The sequence below is a fragment of the Pantoea sp. SGAir0418 genome (assembly GCF_043529865.1).
The window spans coordinates 3727090-3751405 of sequence record NZ_CP027911.1 but is presented as its reverse complement, the minus strand read 5'-3'; the positions used below and the strand labels follow the sequence as shown (position 1 = coordinate 3751405).

At 57.6% G+C, this 24316-nt stretch carries 14 protein-coding genes, 1 tRNA gene and 3 rRNA genes; 15 read left to right on the top strand and 3 right to left on the bottom strand.

The genetic code is table 11. The features are described 5' to 3' along the window. The first annotated feature begins 60 nt into the window (after positions 1–60). From nudC to C1N84_RS17470, 6 genes are all read left to right on the top strand, one after another. Positions 61–834: an NAD(+) diphosphatase gene (gene nudC, locus C1N84_RS17495; RefSeq protein WP_021508198.1), complete on the top strand. Its 774-nt coding sequence runs from the start codon at positions 61–63 to the stop codon at positions 832–834. 39 nt (positions 835–873) lie between these two features. After that, complete coding sequence (gene hemE, locus C1N84_RS17490) at positions 874–1941, top strand: uroporphyrinogen decarboxylase (RefSeq protein WP_058769978.1); 1068 nt, start codon at positions 874–876, stop codon at positions 1939–1941. A 2-nt stretch (positions 1942–1943) separates the two neighbouring features. Continuing rightward, positions 1944–2612 carry a deoxyribonuclease V gene (nfi, locus tag C1N84_RS17485; RefSeq protein WP_058781855.1) on the top strand — a complete coding sequence of 223 codons (669 nt, stop codon included), beginning with the start codon at positions 1944–1946 and terminating at the stop codon, positions 2610–2612. 62 nt (positions 2613–2674) lie between these two features. Further along, positions 2675–3265 (top strand): YjaG family protein, encoded by a 591-nt coding sequence (locus tag C1N84_RS17480; protein ID WP_031279834.1) that lies wholly within the window; start codon positions 2675–2677, stop codon positions 3263–3265. Between the two features lie 188 nt (positions 3266–3453). Further along, the gene (gene hupA, locus C1N84_RS17475) at positions 3454–3726 is read left to right on the top strand and encodes a nucleoid-associated protein HU-alpha (protein WP_006121511.1); all 273 of its coding nucleotides are present in this window, start codon (positions 3454–3456) and stop codon (positions 3724–3726) included. 68 nt (positions 3727–3794) lie between these two features. Continuing rightward, the gene (locus C1N84_RS17470; protein ID WP_021508194.1) at positions 3795–4460 is read left to right on the top strand and encodes a DUF1481 domain-containing protein; all 666 of its coding nucleotides are present in this window, start codon (positions 3795–3797) and stop codon (positions 4458–4460) included. A 28-nt stretch (positions 4461–4488) separates the two neighbouring features. Here C1N84_RS17470 and purD read toward each other — a convergent pair whose 3' ends face one another. Both purD and purH read right to left on the bottom strand, forming a co-directional pair. Continuing rightward, positions 4489–5769: a phosphoribosylamine--glycine ligase gene (gene purD / locus C1N84_RS17465; protein WP_150361801.1), complete on the bottom strand. Its 1281-nt coding sequence runs from the start codon at positions 5767–5769 to the stop codon at positions 4489–4491. 18 nt (positions 5770–5787) lie between these two features. Continuing rightward, the gene (gene purH / locus C1N84_RS17460; protein ID WP_104189821.1) at positions 5788–7377 is read right to left on the bottom strand and encodes a bifunctional phosphoribosylaminoimidazolecarboxamide formyltransferase/IMP cyclohydrolase; all 1590 of its coding nucleotides are present in this window, start codon (positions 7375–7377) and stop codon (positions 5788–5790) included. 630 nt (positions 7378–8007) lie between these two features. On the opposite strand from purH, the gene C1N84_RS17455 reads away from it, so the two are divergent. The 8 genes from C1N84_RS17455 to aceK all read left to right on the top strand — a co-directional run bounded on the left by C1N84_RS17455 (position 8008) and on the right by aceK (position 19587). Beyond that, positions 8008–9549, top strand: a 16S ribosomal RNA gene (locus C1N84_RS17455). Positions 9550–9635: 86 nt separating this feature from the next. Beyond that, a tRNA-Glu gene (locus tag C1N84_RS17450) sits at positions 9636–9711 on the top strand. Between the two features lie 352 nt (positions 9712–10063). Then, a 23S ribosomal RNA gene (locus C1N84_RS17445) occupies positions 10064–12969 on the top strand. A gap of 199 nt (positions 12970–13168) precedes the next feature. Then, positions 13169–13284 (top strand): 5S ribosomal RNA (gene rrf, locus C1N84_RS17440). Together the 16S, 23S and 5S rRNA genes with 1 tRNA gene alongside form the textbook arrangement of a ribosomal RNA operon. A 300-nt stretch (positions 13285–13584) precedes the next feature. After that, positions 13585–14514: a homoserine O-acetyltransferase MetA gene (gene metA / locus C1N84_RS17435; protein ID WP_031279798.1), complete on the top strand. Its 930-nt coding sequence runs from the start codon at positions 13585–13587 to the stop codon at positions 14512–14514. Positions 14515–14783: 269 nt separating this feature from the next. Then, the gene (gene aceB / locus C1N84_RS17430; RefSeq protein WP_150059127.1) at positions 14784–16382 is read left to right on the top strand and encodes a malate synthase A; all 1599 of its coding nucleotides are present in this window, start codon (positions 14784–14786) and stop codon (positions 16380–16382) included. A gap of 16 nt (positions 16383–16398) precedes the next feature. After that, positions 16399–17703 carry an isocitrate lyase gene (aceA, locus tag C1N84_RS17425; RefSeq protein ID WP_104187803.1) on the top strand — a complete coding sequence of 435 codons (1305 nt, stop codon included), beginning with the start codon at positions 16399–16401 and terminating at the stop codon, positions 17701–17703. Positions 17704–17769: 66 nt separating this feature from the next. Then, positions 17770–19587: a bifunctional isocitrate dehydrogenase kinase/phosphatase gene (aceK, locus tag C1N84_RS17420; protein ID WP_394541682.1), complete on the top strand. Its 1818-nt coding sequence runs from the start codon at positions 17770–17772 to the stop codon at positions 19585–19587. Here aceK and iclR read toward each other — a convergent pair. Continuing rightward, complete coding sequence (gene iclR / locus C1N84_RS17415; RefSeq protein WP_058757603.1) at positions 19520–20350, bottom strand: glyoxylate bypass operon transcriptional repressor IclR; 831 nt, start codon at positions 20348–20350, stop codon at positions 19520–19522. The genes aceK and iclR overlap by 68 nt on opposite strands. Before the next feature lie 244 nt (positions 20351–20594). Between iclR and metH the strand changes: the two genes are divergently transcribed. After that, positions 20595–24230 (top strand): methionine synthase, encoded by a 3636-nt coding sequence (gene metH, locus C1N84_RS17410; RefSeq protein ID WP_394541852.1) that lies wholly within the window; start codon positions 20595–20597, stop codon positions 24228–24230. The last annotated feature ends 86 nt before the right edge of the window (positions 24231–24316 follow it).

Below are 24316 nucleotides of genomic sequence, written 5' to 3'. Positions count from 1 at the left end.
TATTACACACTTAACATCAGGATTTCAGCGTGCCATTTGACGCTAAGGACAACGATTAAGATGCAACGTGAGATCTCAAGCGTAGACGCTGGCTGGTGGATTGTCAGCTCCGCGCAGAAACTTTGGTTGCCGCAAGGCGAGTTGCCGCATGGCTTATCCGGCGAGTTTGGCCTGACCGGCAGCAGCGGCAGAGTGATTGGCGAGTGGCAGGGCGAAAACGTCTGGCTGGTATGCGAAGCGCGTCCGGACAATATGGCCTCGGTGCGCCAGCTAATTGACGAAGATGTCGGTCTGTTTCAGCTCGCCGGGCGCGGCGTGCAGCTGGCAGAGTTCTACCGTTCGCATCGCTGGTGCGGCTATTGCGGCCATGAAATGCAGCACAGCAAGCGCGAATTTGCCTGCCTGTGCAGCCACTGCCGCGAGCGCTACTATCCGCAAATCGCCCCCTGCATCATTGTGGCGATTCGTCGCGGTGAGGAGATCCTGCTGGCAAACCATGCGCGCCATCGCAACAGCATCTACACCGTGCTGGCCGGTTTTGTCGAAGTCGGCGAAACGCTGGAGCAGGCGGTGGCCCGCGAGGTGATGGAAGAGAGCAACGTGCGGGTAAAAAATGTGCGTTACGTGACCTCGCAGCCGTGGCCGTTCCCGCACTCGCTGATGATGGCGTTCATGGCGGAGTACGATGGCGGCGAGCTGCAGCACGATGGTAAAGAGCTGCTGGATGCTGGCTGGTATCGCTACGATGATCTGCCCCTGTTGCCGCCGCCGGGCACCGTGGCGCGCCGGCTGATTGAAGATACGGTTGCGCTGTGTCGCGCCAGCGCGGCGTGAAAATGCTACACTGCCGGCCTTAGCATGAGAGAGCCCATTATGAGTGAACTGAAGAACGATCGTTATCTGCGCGCCCTGTTACGCCAGCCGGTGGATATCACCCCGGTATGGATGATGCGACAAGCCGGGCGTTACCTGCCGGAATACAAAGCCACGCGCGCTGAGGCCGGTGATTTTATGTCGCTGTGTAAGAACGCGGAGCTGGCGTGCGAAGTTACCCTGCAGCCGCTGCGCCGCTATGCGCTGGATGCCGCGATCCTCTTCAGCGATATCCTGACCATTCCGGATGCGATGGGCCTGGGGCTCTACTTTGAGACCGGCGAAGGCCCGCGTTTCTCCCACCCCATCGCCTGCCGTGCCGATGTGGATAAACTGCCGGTGCCGGATCCGGAGCAGGAGCTGGGTTACGTGATGAATGCGGTGCGCACCATCCGTCATAACCTCAAGGGCGAAGTGCCGCTGATCGGTTTCTCCGGCAGCCCGTGGACGCTGGCAACCTACATGGTAGAAGGCGGCAGCAGCAAGGCTTTCACCAAAATCAAGAAGATGATGTACGCCGAGCCACAGACGCTGCACGCGCTGCTGGATAAGCTGGCAGAGAGCGTGATCCTTTACCTCAACGCGCAGATTAAAGCGGGTGCGCAGTCGGTGATGGTGTTTGATACCTGGGGCGGCGTGCTGACCGGGCGCGACTATCGCGAGTTCTCGCTCTATTACATGCACAAAATCGTCGACAGCGTGCTGCATGAGAACGAAGGACGACGCGTGCCCATCACCCTGTTTACCAAGGGCGGCGGCCAGTGGCTGGAAGAGATGGCGGCCACCGGCTGTGATGCGCTGGGCCTTGACTGGACCACCGATATTGGCGAAGCGCGGCGCCGTGTGGGCGATAAAGTCGCGCTGCAGGGCAACATGGATCCGTCTATGCTGTATGCACCCCCTGCACGAATTGAGCAGGAAGTGGCAGGGATTCTGGAAGGCTTTGGCGCAGGCGAAGGCCACGTCTTCAACCTCGGTCACGGGATTCATCAGGATGTTCCGCCAGAGCACGCTGGCGCGTTTGTGGAGGCGGTGCATCGGCTATCACGACCATATCATCAGGGATAAGCATGGATTTAGCCGCACTACGACAGCAACAGGTACAGCTCGCCGCCAGCGTGGTGCGGCAGGATGATTTTGACGTACTGCCGCCGCGCTTCATTGGCGGCGCCGATGTCGGTTTTGAACAGGGCGGCGAGGTAACGCGCGCCGCCCTGGTGATCCTCGAATACCCTTCATTAACGCTGGTGGAGCATCGCATCGCGCGTGTCGCGACCACCATGCCTTATATCCCCGGTTTTCTCTCGTTTCGCGAAATTCCAGCGCTGCAGGCGGCGTGGCAGCAATTGTCGCAGCGGCCCGATCTGCTGTTCGTCGACGGCCATGGCATCTCTCATCCGCGCCGGCTGGGCGTTGCTGCGCATTTCGGCTCGCTGCTGGATGTGCCAACCATCGGCGTAGCGAAAAAGCGCCTGTGCGGCCGTTTCGCTGAGCTGGATGCGGCACCGGGCAGTCGTCAGCCGCTGATGGATAAAGGCGAGCAGATTGCCTGGGTGTGGCGCAGCAAGACGCGCTGCAATCCGCTGTTTGTCTCAACCGGCCACCGCGTCAGCCTCGATAGCGCACTGCACTGGGTTGAAGCCTGCATGGCTGGCTACCGCTTGCCGGAGCCAACGCGCTGGGCCGATGCCGTGGCGTCTGGCCGTCCCGCTTTTGTGAAGTGGCAAAATGCGCGCTAACGCTGTTTGTACGCGGCTTTTGCGGTACACTGCCGCCAGCTAATCTACCGAGAGTAAGTTTGATGTTACAGAACCCCGTCCATTTGCGTCTGGCGAAGCTGGAAAGCTGGCAGCACATGACCTTTATGGCCTGTCTGTGCGAGCGGATGTTCCCCAATTACTGGGCCTTCTGTCAGCAGACCGAGTTTGCCGATCCGCAGCTCTATCGCCGCATTCTCGACCTGGTGTGGGAAAGCCTGACGGTGAAGGATGCCAAAATCAATTTCGACAGCCAGCTGGAGAAACTGGAAGCGGCGATCCCAAACGGTGACGACTTTGACGTTTACGGCGTGCACCCGGCGATTGATGCCTGCGTGGCGCTGAGTGAACTCCTGCACGCGCAGCTGAGCGGTGAAACGCTGGAGCACGCCATCGAAGTCAGCCGCACGTCGATCACCACCGTGGCCATCCTCGAAATGACCCAGGCCGGTCGCGAAATGAGCGACGAAGAGCTGCGTGACAACCAGGCGGTAATTGACGAATGGGACCTGCAGTGGGAGATTTTTCGCCTGCTGGCAGAGTGCGAAGAACGGGACCTGGAGCTAATCAAAGGGCTACGTGCAGACCTGCGTGAAGCCGGAATCAGTAACATCGGTATAATTTTTCAGCAATAAGGCGAGAAAACGTGACTTCAGGCCCGAATTACCGCGCCTGGAGGCTTCACATCAGCCCCCTGTCTGGTCTACATTTGGGGGGCTGAAAATTGTGGCTATCGGTGCGTGCAGGCTGAAGAGTGCCAGAATATGGCTTTTCCCTCGCACTCGTTGCTTAGCAAGCGATAAATACACTTTAAGGATAACTTATGAACAAGACTCAACTGATTGATGTGATCGCAGAGAAAGCGGACCTGTCTAAAACCCAGGCTAAAGCTGCGCTGGAATCTACCCTGGCTGCGATCACTGAGTCTCTGAAAGAAGGTGATGCTGTACAACTGGTTGGTTTTGGTACTTTTAAAGTGAACCACCGCGCTGAGCGTACCGGTCGCAACCCGCAGACTGGCAAAGAGATCAAAATCGCTGCAGCTAACGTGCCAGCGTTCGTCTCTGGTAAAGCACTGAAAGACGCTGTTAAGTAAGTTTTCCGCATCGCGGTTTAGCTTTAAAAGAGGGGCGATTTCGCCCCTTTTTGTTACCGGGGCCTGCTATGCTGAACATCTCTCCTCAGCGCCTCTGCGCCATCCTCCTCGGGGTATTACTCACCGGCTGCAGTGCCACTCCCGATCTTCCGGCTTTCACCGCCAGCGGCTATCTGTCTGACCGTGGCACGGTGCGAATCTGGCGTAAAAACGGCGACCACGAAGCCGTCCATCTGCGTACTGTCTACACCCCTTTCAATGGCGATAGCCGGGAAACCACCGACTATATCTGGCAGGCGGATAAACTGCTGAGCGTGGAACGGCACGTCACTGGCCAGCAGCCGGACGACGTAACCCTGCGTTTCGACCATCAGGGCAACCTCAATTTTATGCAGCGACAGCTGGCTGGCCGGCGTGAAGCCGTCAGCGCCGACAGCGTCGAGCTGTACCGGTTTGACGCGCAGCGCATGCTGGCGCAGAGCAATGCACTGCTGAGTGGCCGGGTACTGTTGCGGCAGGGGCACTGGCAGGGCGGTACGCAGGTTCGTGACTGTGAGGGGCAGCAGGTGAATGTGGCGTTCGATCGCGACACGCTGGCAACGCTGTATCGACAACAGCAGGGGCAGCAACAGCCGATTACCCTGTCGTGGCTGGAAGCGCCAGAGGGGATTCAGCTGCTGCGTGCCACGCCGGAAGATGAGTGCCGCTGGCAGCCGAAAGAGGCCGATTTTTAGCGGCGACCGGCTGGCCGCCGCCGGGGGCTTACTTGCGGTTAATCGCGCGGTAACCGATATCATTACGGCAGAAGCTGCCGTTCCATGAGATGTGCTGCGCCAGCGCGTAAGCATTCTTCTGCGCTGCCGCCACATCTTCACCCAGCGCAGTCACGCACAGTACGCGACCGCCGCTGGTCACCACCAGGTCATCTTTCAGGGTGGTGCCGGCATGGAATACCTTCCCGTCCGCGACATCTTCCAGCGGCAGACCGTGGATCTGATCGCCCGTGTTGTAGTCGCCCGGATAACCGCCAGCGGCCAGCACCACGCCGAGTGACGGGCGCGGATCCCACTGTGACTGCTGCTGATCGAGCGTGCCGTCGACGGCGGCGAGGCACAGCGCGACCAGATCCGACTGCAGGCGCAGCATGATCGGCTGCGTTTCCGGATCGCCGAAGCGGCAGTTGAATTCGATCACCTTCGGCTGACCGGCTTTGTCGATCATCAGACCGGCATACAGGAAACCGGTGTAGGTGTTACCTTCCGCTTTCATGCCGTTGACGGTTGGCCAGATGATCTGATCCATCACGCGCTGGTGGATCTCATCGGTCACTACCGGTGCCGGTGAGTAAGCGCCCATGCCACCGGTGTTCGGGCCGGTGTCGCCGTCGCCAACACGTTTGTGATCCTGGCTGGTGGCCATTGGCAGGACGTTATCGCCGTCCACCATCACGATGAAGCTGGCTTCTTCACCATCAAGGAATTCTTCGATGACGATGCGGTGACCTGCGTCGCCGAACGCATTGCCGGCCAGCATGTCCTGCACTGCCGCTTCCGCTTCTGCCAGCGTCATGGCGACAATGACGCCTTTACCCGCGGCCAGACCGTCCGCTTTGATGACGATCGGCGCGCCTTTCTCACGCAGGTAAGCCAGCGCGGGTTCCACCTCGGTGAAGTTCTGGTATTCCGCCGTCGGGATCTGCTGGCGGGCAAGGAAATCTTTGGTGAAGGCTTTTGAGCCCTCCAGCTGCGCGGCAGCCTGCGTCGGGCCAAAGATTTTTAGGCCGGCAGCGCGAAACGCATCGACTACGCCAATCACTAGCGGCGCTTCCGGTCCGACGATGGTCAGGTCGATGTTTTCCTGCTGCGCAAACGCCAGCAGTGCCGGAATATCGGTGGCGCTGATGGCCACGTTCTGCAGGGCCGGCTCCAGCGCGGTACCGGCGTTGCCTGGCGCAACAAATACGGTTTCTGCCAGCGGCGACTGTGCTGCTTTCCACGCCAGCGCGTGTTCACGTCCACCATTACCAATCACTAAAATTTTCATCGTTACGGCTCCAGGCTATTAATGGCGGAAATGACGCATGTCAGTGAAGATCATCGCGATGCCGTGCTCGTCGGCGGCAGCAATTACTTCATCATCGCGGATGGAACCGCCCGGCTGGATCACACAGGTGATGCCCACTGCCGCCGCAGCATCAATGCCATCGCGGAACGGGAAGAAGGCGTCGGAAGCCATGGCGGAACCCTTCACCTCCAGTCCTTCGTCAGCGGCTTTGATGCCGGCAATTTTGGCAGAGTAAACGCGGCTCATCTGGCCCGCGCCAATACCGATCGTCATGTTGTCGCGTGCATACACAATGGCGTTGGATTTAACGAATTTCGCCACTTTCCAGCAGAACAGCGCGTCACGCAGTTCCTGTTCGGTCGGCTGACGTTGGCTGACAACGCGCAGCTGGCTGGCATCGACCATACCGAGATCGCGATCCTGAACCAGCAGGCCACCGTTGACGCGTTTGAAGTCGAGACCGGCCACGCGGCTCTGCCACTGACCGCACACCAGAACGCGGACGTTCTGTTTGGCTGCGGTCACGCGCAGTGCCGCTTCACTGGCCGATGGCGCAATAATGACTTCCACGAACTGACGGCTGATGATCGCCTGCGCGGTTGCTTCATCCAGCTCGCGGTTAAAGGCGATGATGCCGCCGAACGCCGAGGTCGGATCGGTTTTATAAGCGCGCTCGTAGGCGGCAAGAATTGAATCGCCTGCGGCGACGCCGCATGGGTTAGCGTGCTTGACGATAACGCAGGCTGGCTCGCTGAACTCCTTGACGCACTCCAATGCCGCATCGGTATCGGCAATATTGTTGTAGGACAGCGCTTTGCCCTGCAGCTGCTGTGCGGTGGCGACCGACGCTTCGCTGACTTGCTCTTCAATATAGAAAGCAGCGTCCTGATGGCTGTTCTCGCCGTAACGCATATCCTGCTTTTTAATAAAGTTGAGGTTCAGGGTGCGCGGGAAGCGGCCAGCCGGCGCGGTGCTTTCGCCGTGATAGGCCGGTACCAGGCTGCCAAAGTAGTTGGCAATCATGCTGTCGTAAGCGGCGGTGTGTTCAAAGGCTTTGATCGCCAGGTCGAAACGGGTTTCCAGCGTCAGTGAATTATCGTTGGCATCGAGCTCCGCGATGATCGCGTCATAGTCACTGCTCTTCACCACGATCGCCACGTCTTTGTGGTTCTTGGCTGCCGAGCGCACCATGGTGGGACCGCCGATATCAATGTTCTCAACGGCATCTTCCAGGCTGCAGTCGGCTTTCGCCACGGTCTGGGCAAAGGGATAGAGGTTCACCACCACCATGTCGATAGGATTGATGGCGTGCTCGGCCATGATGGCATCATCGGTGCCGCGACGGCCCAGAATGCCACCGTGCACTTTGGGGTGCAGCGTTTTGACGCGTCCATCCATCATTTCCGGGAAACCGGTGTAGTCAGAGACTTCCGTAACGGGCAGGCCAGCATCTGCCAGCAGGCGTGCGGTGCCACCTGTGGAGAGCAGCTCAACACCACGATGGGAGAGGGCCTGAGCAAATTCGAGGATACCGGCTTTGTCAGAGACACTGAGCAGAGCGCGGCGTACAGGACGACGTTGTTGCATGGTGGTTTTATCCCTTGGCTTTGTTTCGCGTAAATAAGAGCGTTACATCAGGCTTAACTTTCTCTCTCTATATATAGAAGAGAACATTTACCTCAGGTAACGCCCCAAAAGGGGCATCCTTGACGTCGCGGGGCATTGTAGCGAAAACGTTTGCGCGATGCTCGCCTAAATTTATTACCGGCTGCAGATGTGGATAACTTTGTGTGTAACCGGGTATAAGGCGGGGTTTTGCTGTGGAATGCAGCGAACGATTGTTTTTATTGAATTTAGCGGTTGCGCGTGCCGAACAACTCCCTATAATGCGCCTCCATCGACACGGCACAACGACTTACGGAATGCGGTGTAGACAGGAAGCTTCGTTAAGAACTTCCGCCGGAGAAAAACGCTGAAAAAAGTGTTTGACTCTGAAGGAGGAAAGCGTAATATACGCCACCTCGCGACAGCAGGCCGAACGCCGCGTCGCACCGCTCTTTAACAATTTATCAGACAATCTGTGTGGGCACTCGCAGGATTGATATCACAAGCCTACGGGCTTTAAAAAATATCAAGTCTTTGCTGAGTGAACACGTAATTCATTACGAAGTTTAATTCACAGAGCATCGCTGCACTCGTTGCAGCAAATCAAACTTTAAATTGAAGAGTTTGATCATGGCTCAGATTGAACGCTGGCGGCAGGCCTAACACATGCAAGTCGAACGGCAGCACAGAAGAGCTTGCTCTTTGGGTGGCGAGTGGCGGACGGGTGAGTAATGTCTGGGAAACTGCCCGATGGAGGGGGATAACTACTGGAAACGGTAGCTAATACCGCATAACGTCGCGAGACCAAAGTGGGGGACCTTCGGGCCTCACACCATCGGATGTGCCCAGATGGGATTAGCTAGTAGGTGGGGTAATGGCTCACCTAGGCGACGATCCCTAGCTGGTCTGAGAGGATGACCAGCCACACTGGAACTGAGACACGGTCCAGACTCCTACGGGAGGCAGCAGTGGGGAATATTGCACAATGGGCGCAAGCCTGATGCAGCCATGCCGCGTGTATGAAGAAGGCCTTCGGGTTGTAAAGTACTTTCAGCGGGGAGGAAGGCGGTGAGGTTAATAACCTCGCCGATTGACGTTACCCGCAGAAGAAGCACCGGCTAACTCCGTGCCAGCAGCCGCGGTAATACGGAGGGTGCAAGCGTTAATCGGAATTACTGGGCGTAAAGCGCACGCAGGCGGTCTGTTAAGTCAGATGTGAAATCCCCGGGCTTAACCTGGGAACTGCATTTGAAACTGGCAGGCTTGAGTCTCGTAGAGGGGGGTAGAATTCCAGGTGTAGCGGTGAAATGCGTAGAGATCTGGAGGAATACCGGTGGCGAAGGCGGCCCCCTGGACGAAGACTGACGCTCAGGTGCGAAAGCGTGGGGAGCAAACAGGATTAGATACCCTGGTAGTCCACGCCGTAAACGATGTCGACTTGGAGGTTGTGCCCTTGAGGCGTGGCTTCCGGAGCTAACGCGTTAAGTCGACCGCCTGGGGAGTACGGCCGCAAGGTTAAAACTCAAATGAATTGACGGGGGCCCGCACAAGCGGTGGAGCATGTGGTTTAATTCGATGCAACGCGAAGAACCTTACCTGGCCTTGACATCCAGAGAACTTAGCAGAGATGCTTTGGTGCCTTCGGGAACTCTGAGACAGGTGCTGCATGGCTGTCGTCAGCTCGTGTTGTGAAATGTTGGGTTAAGTCCCGCAACGAGCGCAACCCTTATCCTTTGTTGCCAGCGGCTCGGCCGGGAACTCAAAGGAGACTGCCGGTGATAAACCGGAGGAAGGTGGGGATGACGTCAAGTCATCATGGCCCTTACGGCCAGGGCTACACACGTGCTACAATGGCGCATACAAAGAGAAGCGACCTCGCGAGAGCAAGCGGACCTCATAAAGTGCGTCGTAGTCCGGATTGGAGTCTGCAACTCGACTCCATGAAGTCGGAATCGCTAGTAATCGTAGATCAGAATGCTACGGTGAATACGTTCCCGGGCCTTGTACACACCGCCCGTCACACCATGGGAGTGGGTTGCAAAAGAAGTAGGTAGCTTAACCTTCGGGAGGGCGCTTACCACTTTGTGATTCATGACTGGGGTGAAGTCGTAACAAGGTAACCGTAGGGGAACCTGCGGTTGGATCACCTCCTTACCTGAAGATACCTTCCCGCGAAGTGCTCACACAGATTGTCTGATGAAAAAGTAATGAGCAAAGCGTCTTACGAAAGAGACTTCAGTGTCCCCTTCGTCTAGAGGCCTAGGACACCGCCCTTTCACGGCGGTAACAGGGGTTCGAATCCCCTAGGGGACGCCACTTGCTGGTAATGAGTGAAAGGCGTTACCGATAATACTTCAGAGTGTGCTGATTAAGTATGCTGCGAAGTATTTGCTCTTTAACAATCCGGAACAAGCTGAAAATTTGAAACGACGCGTCGTATTCATTCTCCGTAATAAGAATGAAATTTACGATGCGTTCGAGTCTCTCAAAAGCTTACAGCTTACAAGCAACTGTGATGCAGTAGCGAGCGAGCAGTAAAGAAGGCAAGGCGCGCCGGCGCACAGCCAGCGGAGCGTACTGACGTACGTGAGCATGGCGAGCACCGCGCAACGACGCATTCTTTACGCGCAGCCGTTACGGCAGACAGATAAACGCCTGTGGGTTGTGAGGTTAAGCGACTAAGCGTACACGGTGGATGCCCTGGCAGTCAGAGGCGATGAAGGACGTGCTAATCTGCGAAAAGCGACGGTAAGGTGATATGAACCGCTACAGCCGTCGATGTCCGAATGGGGAAACCCGGTGCACTCTGTGCATCATCGTTTGATGAATACATAGTCAAACGAGGCGAACCGGGGGAACTGAAACATCTAAGTAACCCGAGGAAAAGAAATCAACCGAGATTCCCCCAGTAGCGGCGAGCGAACGGGGAGCAGCCCAGGACCTGAATCAGCTTGTGCATCAGTGGAAGCGTCTGGAAAGTCGCGCGATACCGGGTGACAGCCCCGTACACGAAGATGCATGAGTTGTGAGTCCGACGAGTAGGGCGGGACACGTGGTATCCTGTCTGAACATGGGGGGACCATCCTCCAAGGCTAAATACTCCTGACTGACCGATAGTGAACCAGTACCGTGAGGGAAAGGCGAAAAGAACCCCGGCGAGGGGAGTGAAACAGAACCTGAAACCGTGTACGTACAAGCAGTGGGAGCCTACCTGTTAGGTGACTGCGTACCTTTTGTATAATGGGTCAGCGACTTATATTCTGTAGCAAGGTTAACCGCATAGGGGAGCCGCAGGGAAACCGAGTCTTAATTGGGCGTTAAGTTGCAGGGTATAGACCCGAAACCCGGTGATCTAGCCATGGGCAGGTTGAAGGTTGGGTAACACTAACTGGAGGACCGAACCGACTAATGTTGAAAAATTAGCGGATGACTTGTGGCTGGGGGTGAAAGGCCAATCAAACCGGGAGATAGCTGGTTCTCCCCGAAAGCTATTTAGGTAGCGCCTCGTGAACTCATCTCCGGGGGTAGAGCACTGTTTCGGCTAGGGGGCCATCCCGGCTTACCAACCCGATGCAAACTGCGAATACCGGAGAATGTTATCACGGGAGACACACGGCGGGTGCTAACGTCCGTCGTGAAGAGGGAAACAACCCAGACCGCCAGCTAAGGTCCCAAAGTCATGGTTAAGTGGGAAACGATGTGGGAAGGCACAGACAGCCAGGATGTTGGCTTAGAAGCAGCCATCATTTAAAGAAAGCGTAATAGCTCACTGGTCGAGTCGGCCTGCGCGGAAGATGTAACGGGGCTAAACCATGCACCGAAGCTGCGGCAGCGACGCTTAGGCGTTGTTGGGTAGGGGAGCGTTCTGTAAGCCGCTGAAGGTGTGCTGTGAGGCATGCTGGAGGTATCAGAAGTGCGAATGCTGACATAAGTAACGATAAAGCGGGTGAAAAGCCCGCTCGCCGGAAGACCAAGGGTTCCTGTCCAACGTTAATCGGGGCAGGGTGAGTCGACCCCTAAGGCGAGGCTGAAAAGCGTAGTCGATGGGAAACAGGTTAATATTCCTGTACTTGGTGTTACTGCGAAGGGGGGACGGAGAAGGCTAGGTTATCCGGGCGACGGTTGTCCCGGTTTAAGCGTGCAGGTGTGAAGACCAGGCAAATCCGGTCTTCTTTAACACTGAGGCGTGACGACGAGCCGCCACGGCGGTGAAGTAACTGATGCCCTGCTTCCAGGAAAAGCCTCTAAGCTCCAGGTAACACGAAATCGTACCCCAAACCGACACAGGTGGTCAGGTAGAGAATACCAAGGCGCTTGAGAGAACTCGGGTGAAGGAACTAGGCAAAATGGTGCCGTAACTTCGGGAGAAGGCACGCTGGCGCGTAGGTGAAGGGGCTTGCTCCCGGAGCCGAGGCCAGTCGAAGATACCAGCTGGCTGCAACTGTTTATTAAAAACACAGCACTGTGCAAACACGAAAGTGGACGTATACGGTGTGACGCCTGCCCGGTGCCGGAAGGTTAATTGATGGGGTTATCCGCAAGGAGAAGCTCTTGATCGAAGCCCCGGTAAACGGCGGCCGTAACTATAACGGTCCTAAGGTAGCGAAATTCCTTGTCGGGTAAGTTCCGACCTGCACGAATGGCGTAATGATGGCCAGGCTGTCTCCACCCGAGACTCAGTGAAATTGAAATCGCTGTGAAGATGCAGTGTACCCGCGGCAAGACGGAAAGACCCCGTGAACCTTTACTATAGCTTGACACTGAACATTGAGCCTTGATGTGTAGGATAGGTGGGAGGCTTTGAAGCGCGGACGCCAGTCTGCGTGGAGCCAACCTTGAAATACCACCCTTTAATGTTTGATGTTCTAACGTAGGCCCGTGATCCGGGCTGCGGACAGTGTCTGGTGGGTAGTTTGACTGGGGCGGTCTCCTCCCAAAGCGTAACGGAGGAGCACGAAGGTTGGCTAATCCTGGTCGGACATCAGGAGGTTAGTGCAATGGCATAAGCCAGCTTGACTGCGAGAGTGACGGCTCGAGCAGGTGCGAAAGCAGGTCATAGTGATCCGGTGGTTCTGAATGGAAGGGCCATCGCTCAACGGATAAAAGGTACTCCGGGGATAACAGGCTGATACCGCCCAAGAGTTCATATCGACGGCGGTGTTTGGCACCTCGATGTCGGCTCATCACATCCTGGGGCTGAAGTAGGTCCCAAGGGTACGGCTGTTCGCCGTTTAAAGTGGTACGCGAGCTGGGTTTAGAACGTCGTGAGACAGTTCGGTCCCTATCTGCCGTGGGCGCTGGAGAATTGAGGGGGGTTGCTCCTAGTACGAGAGGACCGGAGTGAACGCACCGCTGGTGTTCGGGTTGTCATGCCAATGGCACTGCCCGGTAGCTAAGTGCGGAAGAGATAAGTGCTGAAAGCATCTAAGCACGAAACTTGCCCCGAGATGAGTTCTCCCTGACCCTTTAAGGGTCCTGAAGGGACGTTGAAGACGACGACGTTGATAGGCCGGGTGTGTAAGCGCAGCGATGCGTTGAGCTAACCGGTACTAATGACCCGTGAGGCTTAACCTTACAACGCCAGAGGCGTTTTGGTCTGAGAGACCGAAGAAGAATTTTCAGCTTTGTTCACCGGATTACGTCCAGTGGATTTTGTGCTGTGACAAGGCGGCACGCGAGACGACGTGAAGGAGCATACACGAGTATGTGACTGAGCGGCGCGAGCGGGGCAACGCAGTCAGAGCGCGAAAGACGCGGACGAAAACAGAATTTGCCTGGCGGCAACAGCGCGGTGGTCCCACCTGACCCCATGCCGAACTCAGAAGTGAAACGCCGTAGCGCCGATGGTAGTGTGGGGCCTCCCCATGCGAGAGTAGGGAACTGCCAGGCATCAAACCCGTAAAAAAGCCCCGGACGAGAGTCCGGGGCTTTTTTACGTCCGTACTCCGGCAAATTTCCCGCCAAAAACCTCCTCCATAACAACTTATTTAATCATGAAAAAATTCTAACGCGCTCTTTTTCAGACCTTATTGCTGCTGCTCACCGCGCGGCGCGCGCGGCTATTGCCGTTCAATGCTGAAACATTTTCATAAACCGCATGAAGACTCGACATCCAGCGGCAGCCAGGCTAATCTCGGGCATCTGGATGTCTAAACGTTTATATGGTTAACAGCAAGAGGTCAGCAAGTTATGCCAATCAGGATCCCCGACGAATTACCGGCAGTGAATTTTTTGCGTAATGAGAATGTCTTTGTCATGACCTCATCGCGCGCCAGTGTTCAGGAGATTCGTCCGCTTAAAGTGTTGATCCTTAACCTGATGCCTAAAAAAATTGAAACGGAAAACCAGTTTCTGCGCCTGCTCTCTAACTCGCCGCTGCAGATCGATGTCCAGCTGTTACGCATCGACAGTCGCGAGTCGCGCAACACACCAAGCGAGCATCTGAACAACTTCTACTGCAACTTCGACGATATCGCTAACGATAACTTTGACGGCCTGATTGTCACCGGCGCGCCGCTGGGGCTGGTTGATTTCAATGATGTTGCCTACTGGCCACAGATTCAGCGCGTGCTGCACTGGGCGAAAGAGCACGTCACTTCTACCCTGTTTGTTTGCTGGGCGGTGCAGGCGGCGCTTAACATCCTGTATGGCATTCCTAAACAGACGCGACAGAACAAGCTTTCTGGCGTCTATGAGCATCAGATCCTTCATCCGCACGCGCTGCTGACGCGCGGTTTTGATGACAACTTCCTGGCGCCGCATTCACGTTATGCTGATTTCCCCAGCCAGCTGATCCGCGACTACACCGATCTCGAACTGTTTGCCGAATCAGAGAGCACCGGTGCCTATCTGATGGCGAGTAAAGACAAACGCCTGGCGTTTGTCACTGGCCATCCGGAATATGACGCTCTTACGCTGTCGGGTGAGTACCATCGGGACTACGAGGCCGGCCTGCACCCTGAGGTACCGTTCAATTACTTCCCGCAGGACAACCCGGAATTGCCGCCGCGCGCCACCTGGCGTAGCCACGGCAACCTGCTGTTCTCCAACTGGCTCAACTACTACGTCTACCAGATTACGCCATTCGATCTGCGCCACATGAATCCAACGCTCGAGTAAAACGCCTGCTAACAACGCGTTTAAACCTGCCGTGACAGCCGCGTGTTGTCGCGGCTTTTTTTGCCTTTTTTCTATGATGGAACGTATTGCCTTTATTTCGTGAGATTAAATTACAGTTAAATCAGATAAATAAAATCAAATAAACACTAAAATGGAAATAGTTTTTGAAATTAAAATAAAAATGATTATGCTCTGATCTTGCCGGTTAAAAAACACCCTACAGCCCGATCCTGTTGTTAGAAAAAGGATCAAACCAGGAGGCAGCCCGCATGACAGACACGGTTATCAGCCCGACACTGACCTTTAGCCAGCCCTTTACCCACGCGGAGAAGCAGCTGCTGACGCCCGAAGCCATTGATTTCCTGCACTCGTTGGTAGTGCGCTTTGCACCCGAGCGCGAGCGTCTGCTGAAAGCGCGTCAGCAGCGCCAGCAGCGTTACGATCAGGGGGCGTTGCCAGATTTCGATTCGGAAACCGCTTCCATTCGGCAAAGTGACTGGCAGGTGAGGCCCATTCCTCAGCTGCTGCGCGATCGCCGCGTCGAAATCACCGGTCCGCCAGATCGCAAAATGGTGATCAACGCGCTGAACGCTAACGTCAAAGTGTTCATGGCCGATTTTGAGGATTCGCTGGCACCGACCTGGCAAAAACTGCTTGATGGCCAGCTGGCGCTGCGCGATGCGGTTAACGGCACGCTGAGCTTCACCAGCGAAAACGGCAAGATCTACCAGTTACGATCCGATCCGGCGCTGCTGATGTGCCGGGTTCGCGGCTTACATCTGGATGAGAAGCATGTTGAGTGGCGCGATCGGGCCATTCCCGGCGGGTTATTCGACTTTGCGCTCTATCTGTTTCACAACGTCACCGCGCTGCTGGAGAAGGGCCACGGTCCGTGGTTCTATCTGCCGAAAACCGAGCATGCGGCGGAAGTGGCATGGTGGCGGGAAATCTTCCGCTTCAGTGAAGATCGTTTCGATCTGCCGCGCGGCACCATCAAAGCCACGGTACTGATCGAGACGCTACCCGCGGTATTCCAGATGGATGAGATCCTGTGGGAACTGCGCGATCACGTGGTTGGCCTCAACTGTGGTCGCTGGGATTACATCTTCAGCTACATCAAAACGCTGGGCCAGCATGGTGACCGCATTCTGCCGGATCGTCAGCAGATCAGCATGGACCAGCCGTTCCTCGAGGCTTATTCGCGCCTGCTGATCAAAACCTGCCACCGGCGCGGTGCGCTGGCGATGGGCGGCATGTCGGCGCTCATCCCGGCCAAAGACGCTGAACGCAACGCCTGGGTGATGCAGAAAGTGCAGGAGGATAAGGCGCGTGAAGCGGGCAACGGCCATGACGGTACCTGGGTCGCGCATCCTGGCCTGGCAGACATCGCCATGGCGGAGTTTGACCGCCAGCTGGGGGATCGCCCCAATCAGCTGCACGTCAGTCGTGAACAGGATACGCCGATCACCGCCGAGCGCCTGCTGCGCCCGTGCCGTGGTCAGCGCACCGAAGCCGGGATGCGCGCCAACATCCGCGTTGCGCTGCAGTATCTGGAAGCGTGGATCAGCGGCAATGGCTGCGTGCCGATTGATGGGCTGATGGAGGATGCCGCTACCGCGGAGATTGCCCGCACCTCCATCTGGCAGTGGATTCACCACAAGCAAATCCTCAGCGATGGTCAGCTGGTGACCGCCGCGCTGTTCGAACAGTTTCTGGATGAAGAGCTGGCGGCCCTGCGCCACAGCCTGGGTGACACGCGCTTTGACGCCGGTCGCTACAAAGATGCGGCTGCGCTGATGGCGCAAATCACCACCGACGAACAACTGGTTCCTTTCCTCACCCTGCCGGGCTACCGCCTGCTGCCCTGACTCTGGAGATACTGCTATGTCAAATCGTACCCAACAGATCGCTCAACTGGAAAACAGCTGGCTGGCATCACGCTGGCAGGGCATTACCCGTCCTTACAGCGCCGAAGAGGTCATTAACCTGCGCGGCTCCGTTAATCCCGCCTGCACGCTGGCGGATCGCGGCGCGAGAAAGCTGTGGGCACTCCTGAACGGTGACGCGCGCAAAGGCTATATCAACAGCCTCGGTGCCCTGACCGGCGGACAGGCGGTGCAGCAGGCGAAAGCCGGCATTGAGGCGATTTATCTCTCCGGCTGGCAGGTGGCGGCCGATGCAAACCTGGCCGGGCAGATGTATCCGGACCAGTCGCTGTATCCGGTCAATTCGGTGCCGAACGTGGTGGAACGTATTAACCAAAGTTTTCAGCGCGCCGATCAAATCCAGTGGGCGAGCGGACTGTCGCCGGACGATGACGGCTTTATCGATTATTACCTGCCGATTGTCGCCGATGCGGAAGCCGGATTTGGCGGGGTGCTCAATGCTTTTGAGCTGATGAAAGCGATGATTCAGGCCGGTGCCGGCGCGGTGCACTTTGAAGATCAGCTGGCGGCAGTGAAGAAGTGCGGGCACATGGGCGGCAAAGTTCTGGTGCCGACGCAGGAAGCGATTCAGAAACTGGTGGCGGCGCGGCTGGCGGCCGATGTGATGGATGTGCCCACGGTGCTGATTGCGCGTACCGATGCCGACGCTGCCGATCTGATTACCTCCGATTGCGACGAACGCGATGCGCCGTTTATCACCGGGGAACGGACCGCTGAAGGTTTCTTCCGCACCCATGCCGGTATCGAACAGGCGATTGCCCGCGGCCTGGCGTATGCGCCATATGCCGATGTGCTGTGGTGCGAAACTTCCACGCCGGATCTGGCGCTGGCGCAGCGCTTCGCCGAGGCGATTCACGCGCAGTATCCCGGCAAGCTGCTGGCTTACAACTGCTCGCCTTCGTTTAACTGGAAGAAGAATCTCGACGATCGCACCATTGCCCGCTTCCAGCAGGCGCTGAGCGAGATGGGCTACCGCTTTCAGTTCATCACTCTGGCCGGCATTCACAGCATGTGGTTCAACATGTTCGACCTCGCGCACGCTTATGCGCAGGGCGAAGGTATGCGCCACTACGTGGAAAAGGTGCAGCAGCCGGAATTTGCCGCACGCGAACGCGGCTACACCTTCTCTGCGCATCAGCAGGAAGTGGGCACCGGTTATTTCGATCGCATCACTACGGTGATTCAGGGCGGCAGCTCGTCGGTCACCGCGCTGACCGGCTCCACCGAAGCCGCACAGTTCTGATCAGCGTACTCGCGGTGCGCAGCATGGCGCACCGTTTCACTGGCTCACGCTTGCCGGAGATTGCCGATGTCACCGAGAGAATCCCTTATCGCCCACACGATTCTGCAGGGTTTTGATGCGCAGTACGGTCGCTTTCTCGATATTACCGCAGGCGCGCAGCAGCGCTTTGAACAGGCGGACTGGCAGGCGGTGCAGCAGGCGATGAAAGCGCGTATCCATTTGTATGATCATCACGTCGGGCTGGTCGCCAATCAGTTGCGCATCCTCAACGAGATGGCCGACTGGGATGACGCCTTCTGGCTGCGGGTAAAAAGCCACTATGCCACGCTGCTGCCGGGCTATCCGCGTCATGAAATCGCCGAAAGCTTTTTTAATTCTGTCTATTGTCGCTTGCTGGGGCACAGCCACTTACTGCCTGAGCGGCTGTTTATCCTGCCGTCACAGCCGTACGCGCCCGCACCACCGGCGCAGCGACCGCTGTCGCGCCTGTACCGGCCGCAGCACAGCTGGCATGAGACGCTGCGTCAGATATTGAATGACATTCCGTTGCGGCTGACGTGGCAGGATCAGACGCGCGACATCGGCTGGATTGTGCGTCATCTGCACGAGCAGTTCAGCGCGACACAGCTGGCCAATGCCACGCTGGACGTCGCCAGCGAGCTGTTTTATCGCAACAAAACCGCCTGGATTGTGGCGCGGCTGCAGCTGAGCGCGGGCGAGATTGTGCCGTGTCTGCTGCCGATTCAGCGCGATGACGCCGGCCGGTTGTGGATTGATACCTGTCTCACCGACAGCAATGACGCCAGCATCGTGTTTGGCTTTGCCCGTGCCTATTTCATGGTGTACGCGCCGGTGCCAGCCGCGCTGGTGGCCTGGCTGCAGCCGATTTTGCCGGGCAAAACCCTTGCCGAGCGTTACATGGCGATAGGCTGCCAGAAACACGGTAAAACCGAATGCTATCGCGAGTATTTAGATTACCTGGCGCACAGTCAGGAAGCGTTCACCATCGCACCCGGCGTGCGCGGTATGGTGATGCTGGTATTTACGCTGCCCGGTTTTGATCGGGTATTTAAGGTGATTAAAGATCGCTTCGCGCCGCAAAAAGAGGTGACGGATGCGCAGGTGCGCGCCTGTTACCGGCTGGTCAAAGAGCATGACCGCGTCGGGCGCATGGCTGACACCCAGGAGTTTGAGCATTTCGCCATCCCGCGCGCGCGCATTCCGGCGGCGCTGATGGCGGAATTTGAGCGCGAGATTCCGGAGAAAATCGAGCTGCGCGATGACGTCGTGATCATCCGCCACTTATGGCTGGAGCGTCGCATGCAGCCGCTTAACCTGTGGCTGATGCAGGCGACGCCGGAACAGCGCCAGCACGCCATTGAGGAGTACGGCGATGCGATTTGTCAGCTGGCGGCGGCCAATATCTTCCCCGGCGATATGCTGTTTAAAAACTTCGGCATGACGCGTCATGGCCGCGTGGTGTTTTACGACTATGATGAAATCCGCCCAATGACCGAGCTGGTGTTCCGCGATGTTCCGGCGGCGCGTTACGAAGAGGATGAGCTGCAGGCCGAGCCGTGGTACAGCGTCGGGCCGGATGATGTATTTCCGGAAACCTTCCGCTACGCGCTGTGCAGCGAACCGGCGACCGGAAAACTGCTGCAGGCGCTGCATCCGCAGTTGTTCGATCCCGGCTGGTGGCGCGCACTGCAGGCGCGGATCCGTGCCGGGCATATTGAAGAGGTGATGGCGTGGCGCGCCGGACAGCGTTTCAGCGCGCGCTACGCGTCAGTGGCCGCTACGCGTCAGTGGCCGCCTAGCGGCCGGCATAGCTCAGCGTTACCTGCTTCGCCGCGCGGATCACCAGCGCCCCGAGTTCGGTAATGCGGTCGTCGGTCATGCGCGCCAGCGGGCCGGAGATGGAGATGGCGGCAAACGGTTCGCCGTGTTCATCATAAATCGGTGCCGCCACACAGCGCAGGCCGAGCGCGTGCTCCTCGTCGTCGTGCGAAAAACCCATCTTACGGATCAGCGCCAGATTCTCCTTCAGGCTATGCGGCGACATCAGGGTTTTCGGCGTGTAGTGATGCAATCCCTTCTGATGCAGCAGGGCGGTGACCTGATCATCGCTAAGGTGAGCGAGAAACGCTTTGCCGGCACCGGACGCATGCATCGGCAACTTGCCGCCAATCGGCGCTGACATGCGCATCAGCTGGGTGCACTGTACCTGGTCAATAATCACCGCCTGATAATCACTGAGATCCAGCACCGCCAGATTCACGGTTTCGCCGGCTTCTTCCATCAGCCGGCGCAGAATCGGGTGCACAATCGCCAGCAGATTGCGGCTCTGCAGAAAACTGCTGCCGACCACAAAGGCATGAGCGCCAATGGTCCATAAACCGAGGTCGCCCACCTGATGCACAAATCCCTGCTGCTGCATGGTGGTCAGCAGGCGATGAGTGGTGGAGTTGGGAAGCCCGGCCTGTTGCGCCAGCTCGGTCAGCGCCACGCTACCGTGTGATTCGGCAATCAGCTCCAGCAAACGCAGCCCGCGCGTCAGAGATTGTACCTGGCCGCCGGCAGGGGCACTGGCCGCCGGAGCCGTACGGGGTTTTTTGCCGCGTTTCGCGGGCGCAGGGGTTGCCATAACATCTCCACAGTCATTGCAGGTATGGAAACCATTTTCGTTTTTAATGGTACGAATGCAAACGCTGGCTGACTGGTCGGATCTGCTGGTCATTTTGCCGCCGGTGGCCGCAAACGGGTGACTTTTGCTCATTTGAAAGTTGTGCCAGTATGACTGGCTGGCATTTAGCCAGCGTAATGACGTGGATGGGGCAAGAGTGAGCAATAAAACCGCAACGCTACAGCAGCAGCTGGCACAACGCATCATGATTCTGGACGGTGGCATGGGCACCATGATCCAGAGTTACAAACTGGATGAGCAGGATTTTCGCGGCAGCCGCTTCGCTGACTGGCCGTGCGATGTAAAAGGCAATAATGACCTGCTGGTGCTGAGTAAGCCGGACGTCATTCGCGAAATCCACGATGCTTACCTGGCGGCTGGCGCGGATATTCTCGAAACCAACACCTTCAACGCCACCCCGATTGCCATGGCCGACTATGAAATGGCCGCGCTGTCGGCGGAGATCAACTTCGAAGCGGCGAAACTGGCGCGCGCCTGCGCCGACGCGTGGACGGCAAAAACGCCCTATCGCCCGCGCTACGTTGCTGGCGTGCTCGGCCCGACCAACCGCACCTGCTCGATCTCGCCTGACGTCAACGATCCCGCGTTTCGTAACATCACCTTCAATCAGCTGGTGGACGCCTACCGCGAATCGACCCATGCGCTGATTAGCGGCGGTGCTGACATCATCATGATCGAAACGGTGTTCGATACCCTGAATGCCAAAGCGGCGATTTATGCGGTACAGAGCGAGATGGAAGCGATGGGCGTGACGCTGCCGCTGATGATCTCCGGCACCATTACCGATGCGTCAGGCCGGACGCTCTCCGGCCAGACCACGGAAGGATTCTACAACTCACTGCGCCACGCGGAGCCGCTGTCGTTCGGCCTCAACTGCGCGCTTGGTCCGGACGAACTGCGCCAGTATGTGCAGGAGCTGTCGCGCATTGCCGAAGGCTATGTCAGCGCCCACCCCAACGCCGGTCTGCCAAATGCCTTCGGCGAATATGACCTTGATGCGGCGACGATGGCGGCGCAGATTGGCGAGTGGGCGCGCGCCGGCTTCCTCAACATTATCGGTGGCTGCTGTGGCACCACGCCGCAGCACATTGCGGCGATGGCGGCAGCGGTCGAGGGCGTGCCACCGCGGCCGCTGCCGGAAATAGCCGTCGCCTGCCGCTTGTCTGGCCTCGAACCGCTCAATATTCAGGCCGATTCACTGTTCGTCAACGTGGGTGAGCGCACTAACGTGACCGGCTCGGCCAAATTTAAGCGCCTGATTAAAGAAGAGAAGTACAATGAAGCGCTGGACGTGGCGCGCCAGCAGGTGGAAAACGGCGCGCAGATTATCGATATCAATATGGATGAAGGCATGCTGGATGCGGAAGCGGCCATGGTGCGCTTTCTCAACCTGATTGCCGGTGAGCCGGATATTGCGCGTGTGCCGATCATGATCGACTCCTCGAAATGGGAGGTGATTGAGAAAGGCCTGCAGTGCATTCAGGGCAAAGGCATCGTCAACTCCATCTCGATGAAAGAGGGCGTCGAGCCGTTTATTGCGCACGCGCGCAAAGTGCGGCGCTACGGCGCGGCGGTGGTGGTGATGGCGTTCGACGAAGTGGGCCAGGCGGACACCCGCGCGCGCAAAATTGAGATCTGCCGCCGCGCCTACCACATTCTCACCGAAGAGGTCGGTTTCCCGCCGGAAGACATCATTTTCGACCCCAATATCTTTGCCGTGGCTACCGGCATCGAAGAGCACAACAACTACGCGATGGATTTCATCGGTGCCTGTGAAGACATCAAACGCGAACTGCCGCATGCGATGATCTCCGGCGGCGTCTCCAACGTGTCGTTCTCGTTCCGCGGCAACGAACCGGTGCGTGAGGCGATTCACGCGGTGTTCCTCTACTACGCCATCCGCAACGGCATGGACATGGGCATCGTCAACGCCGGTCAGCTGGCGATTTATGACGATCTGCCGGCGGAGCTGCGCGATGCGGTTGAGGACGTGATCCTCAACCGGCGCGACGATGGCACCGAGCGACTGCTGGCGCTGGCGGAGAAGTATCGCGGCAACAAAGGCGAGGGTGAGCAGGACAAGCAGCAGGCCGAATGGCGCAGCTGGGACGTGGTGAAGCGGCTGGAATATTCGCTGGTGAAAGGCATCACCGAGTTTATCGAGCAGGATACCGAAGAGGCGCGCCAGGCCGCGGCACGGCCGATTGAAGTCATCGAAGGGCCGCTGATGTCAGGCATGAATGTGGTCGGCGATCTGTTTGGCGAGGGCAAAATGTTCCTGCCGCAGGTGGTGAAATCGGCGCGCGTGATGAAGCAGGCGGTGGCCTACCTCGAACCCTTTATCCAGGCGAGCAAAGAGGCCGGCCGCAGCAACGGTAAAATCGTGCTGGCGACGGTAAAAGGCGACGTGCACGACATCGGCAAAAATATTGTTGGCGTGGTGCTGCAGTGTAACAACTACGAAATCATCGACCTGGGCGTGATGGTGCCGGGCGACAAAATCCTGAAAACCGCGCGTGAGGAAAACGCCGACATCATCGGACTTTCCGGCCTGATTACCCCGTCGCTCGACGAGATGGTGAACGTGGCGAAAGAGATGGAGCGCCAGGGCTTTACGCTGCCGCTGCTGATTGGCGGGGCCACCACCTCGAAAGCGCACACGGCGGTGAAGATTGAGCAGAATTACAGCGGCCCGACGGTTTATGTGCAGAACGCCTCGCGTACCGTCGGCGTGGTCTCTTCGCTGCTGTCGCCCACGCTGAAAGAGGCGTTCGTGGCGCGCACGCGTAAAGAGTACGAAACCGTGCGGATTCAGCACGCGCGTAAAAAGCCGCGTACGCCGCCGGTCACGCTGCAGGCCGCGCGCGATAATCATTACGTCATTGACTGGCAACGCTACACGCCACCGGTGGCGCATCGTACCGGCGTCAGCGCAGTGGAGGCCAGTATCGATACGCTGCGCAACTACATCGACTGGACGCCGTTTTTTATGACCTGGTCGCTGGCCGGCAAATATCCGCGCATTTTGGAAGATGAGGTGGTGGGCGAAGAAGCCACGCGGCTGTTTGCCGATGCCAATGCGATGCTGGACAACCTCAGCGCGCAGGGCACGCTCAGGCCGCGCGGCGTGGTTGGTATTTTCCCGGCTAACCGGGTTGGCGACGACATTGAAATCTACCGTGACGAGACCCGGCGCGAAGTGCTGTGCGTCAGCCATCATTTACGTCAGCAAACGGAAAAAACCGACTTCGCCAACTACTGTCTGGCGGACTTCGTGGCGCCGAAATCCAGTGGTAAAGCGGATTATCTCGGCGCGTTTGCCGTCACCGGCGGGCTGGAGGAGGATGCGCTGGCGGCGGCGTTCGACCAGCAGCACGATGATTACAACAAAATCATGGTGAAATCGGTGGCGGATCGCCTGGCGGAGGCGTTTGCCGAATACCTGCATGAGCGCGTGCGTAAGGTGATCTGGGGCTATGCCGCCCATGAAAATCTCAGCAACGACGAGCTGATTCGCGAAAATTACCAGGGCATTCGCCCGGCGCCGGGCTATCCGGCCTGTCCGGAACACACCGAGAAGGCACAAATCTGGCAGCTGCTGGATGTGGAGCATCACACCGGCATGAAACTGACTGAATCTTTTGCCATGTGGCCCGGTGCCGCGGTGTCCGGCTGGTATTTTAGTCATCCGGAGAGTAAATATTTCGCCGTGGCGCAGATTCAGCGCGACCAGGTGGAAGATTACGCGGCGCGTAAAGGCATGAGCGTCAGCGACGTGGAACGCTGGCTGGCACCGAATTTAGGCTACGACGCGGATTGATGAATTGCCGGCGCAGAGCGCGCGCAATGAAATGCTGGCAGGCGGTCGCCATCAATGGCGACCCTACATGGTTCACGTAGGGTGCG

Coding starts and splice junctions, on each gene's coding strand:
- nudC (WP_021508198.1), top strand. CDS start 61: ATGCAACGTGAGATCTCAAGCGTAGACGCTGGCTGGTGGATTGTCAGC.
- hemE (WP_058769978.1), top strand. CDS start 874: ATGAGTGAACTGAAGAACGATCGTTATCTGCGCGCCCTGTTACGCCAG.
- nfi (WP_058781855.1), top strand. CDS start 1,944: ATGGATTTAGCCGCACTACGACAGCAACAGGTACAGCTCGCCGCCAGC.
- C1N84_RS17480 (WP_031279834.1), top strand. CDS start 2,675: ATGTTACAGAACCCCGTCCATTTGCGTCTGGCGAAGCTGGAAAGCTGG.
- hupA (WP_006121511.1), top strand. CDS start 3,454: ATGAACAAGACTCAACTGATTGATGTGATCGCAGAGAAAGCGGACCTG.
- C1N84_RS17470 (WP_021508194.1), top strand. CDS start 3,795: ATGCTGAACATCTCTCCTCAGCGCCTCTGCGCCATCCTCCTCGGGGTA.
- purD (WP_150361801.1), bottom strand. CDS start 5,769: ATGAAAATTTTAGTGATTGGTAATGGTGGACGTGAACACGCGCTGGCG.
- purH (WP_104189821.1), bottom strand. CDS start 7,377: ATGCAACAACGTCGTCCTGTACGCCGCGCTCTGCTCAGTGTCTCTGAC.
- metA (WP_031279798.1), top strand. CDS start 13,585: ATGCCAATCAGGATCCCCGACGAATTACCGGCAGTGAATTTTTTGCGT.
- aceB (WP_150059127.1), top strand. CDS start 14,784: ATGACAGACACGGTTATCAGCCCGACACTGACCTTTAGCCAGCCCTTT.
- aceA (WP_104187803.1), top strand. CDS start 16,399: ATGTCAAATCGTACCCAACAGATCGCTCAACTGGAAAACAGCTGGCTG.
- aceK (WP_394541682.1), top strand. CDS start 17,770: ATGTCACCGAGAGAATCCCTTATCGCCCACACGATTCTGCAGGGTTTT.
- iclR (WP_058757603.1), bottom strand. CDS start 20,350: ATGGCAACCCCTGCGCCCGCGAAACGCGGCAAAAAACCCCGTACGGCT.
- metH (WP_394541852.1), top strand. CDS start 20,595: ATGATTCTGGACGGTGGCATGGGCACCATGATCCAGAGTTACAAACTG.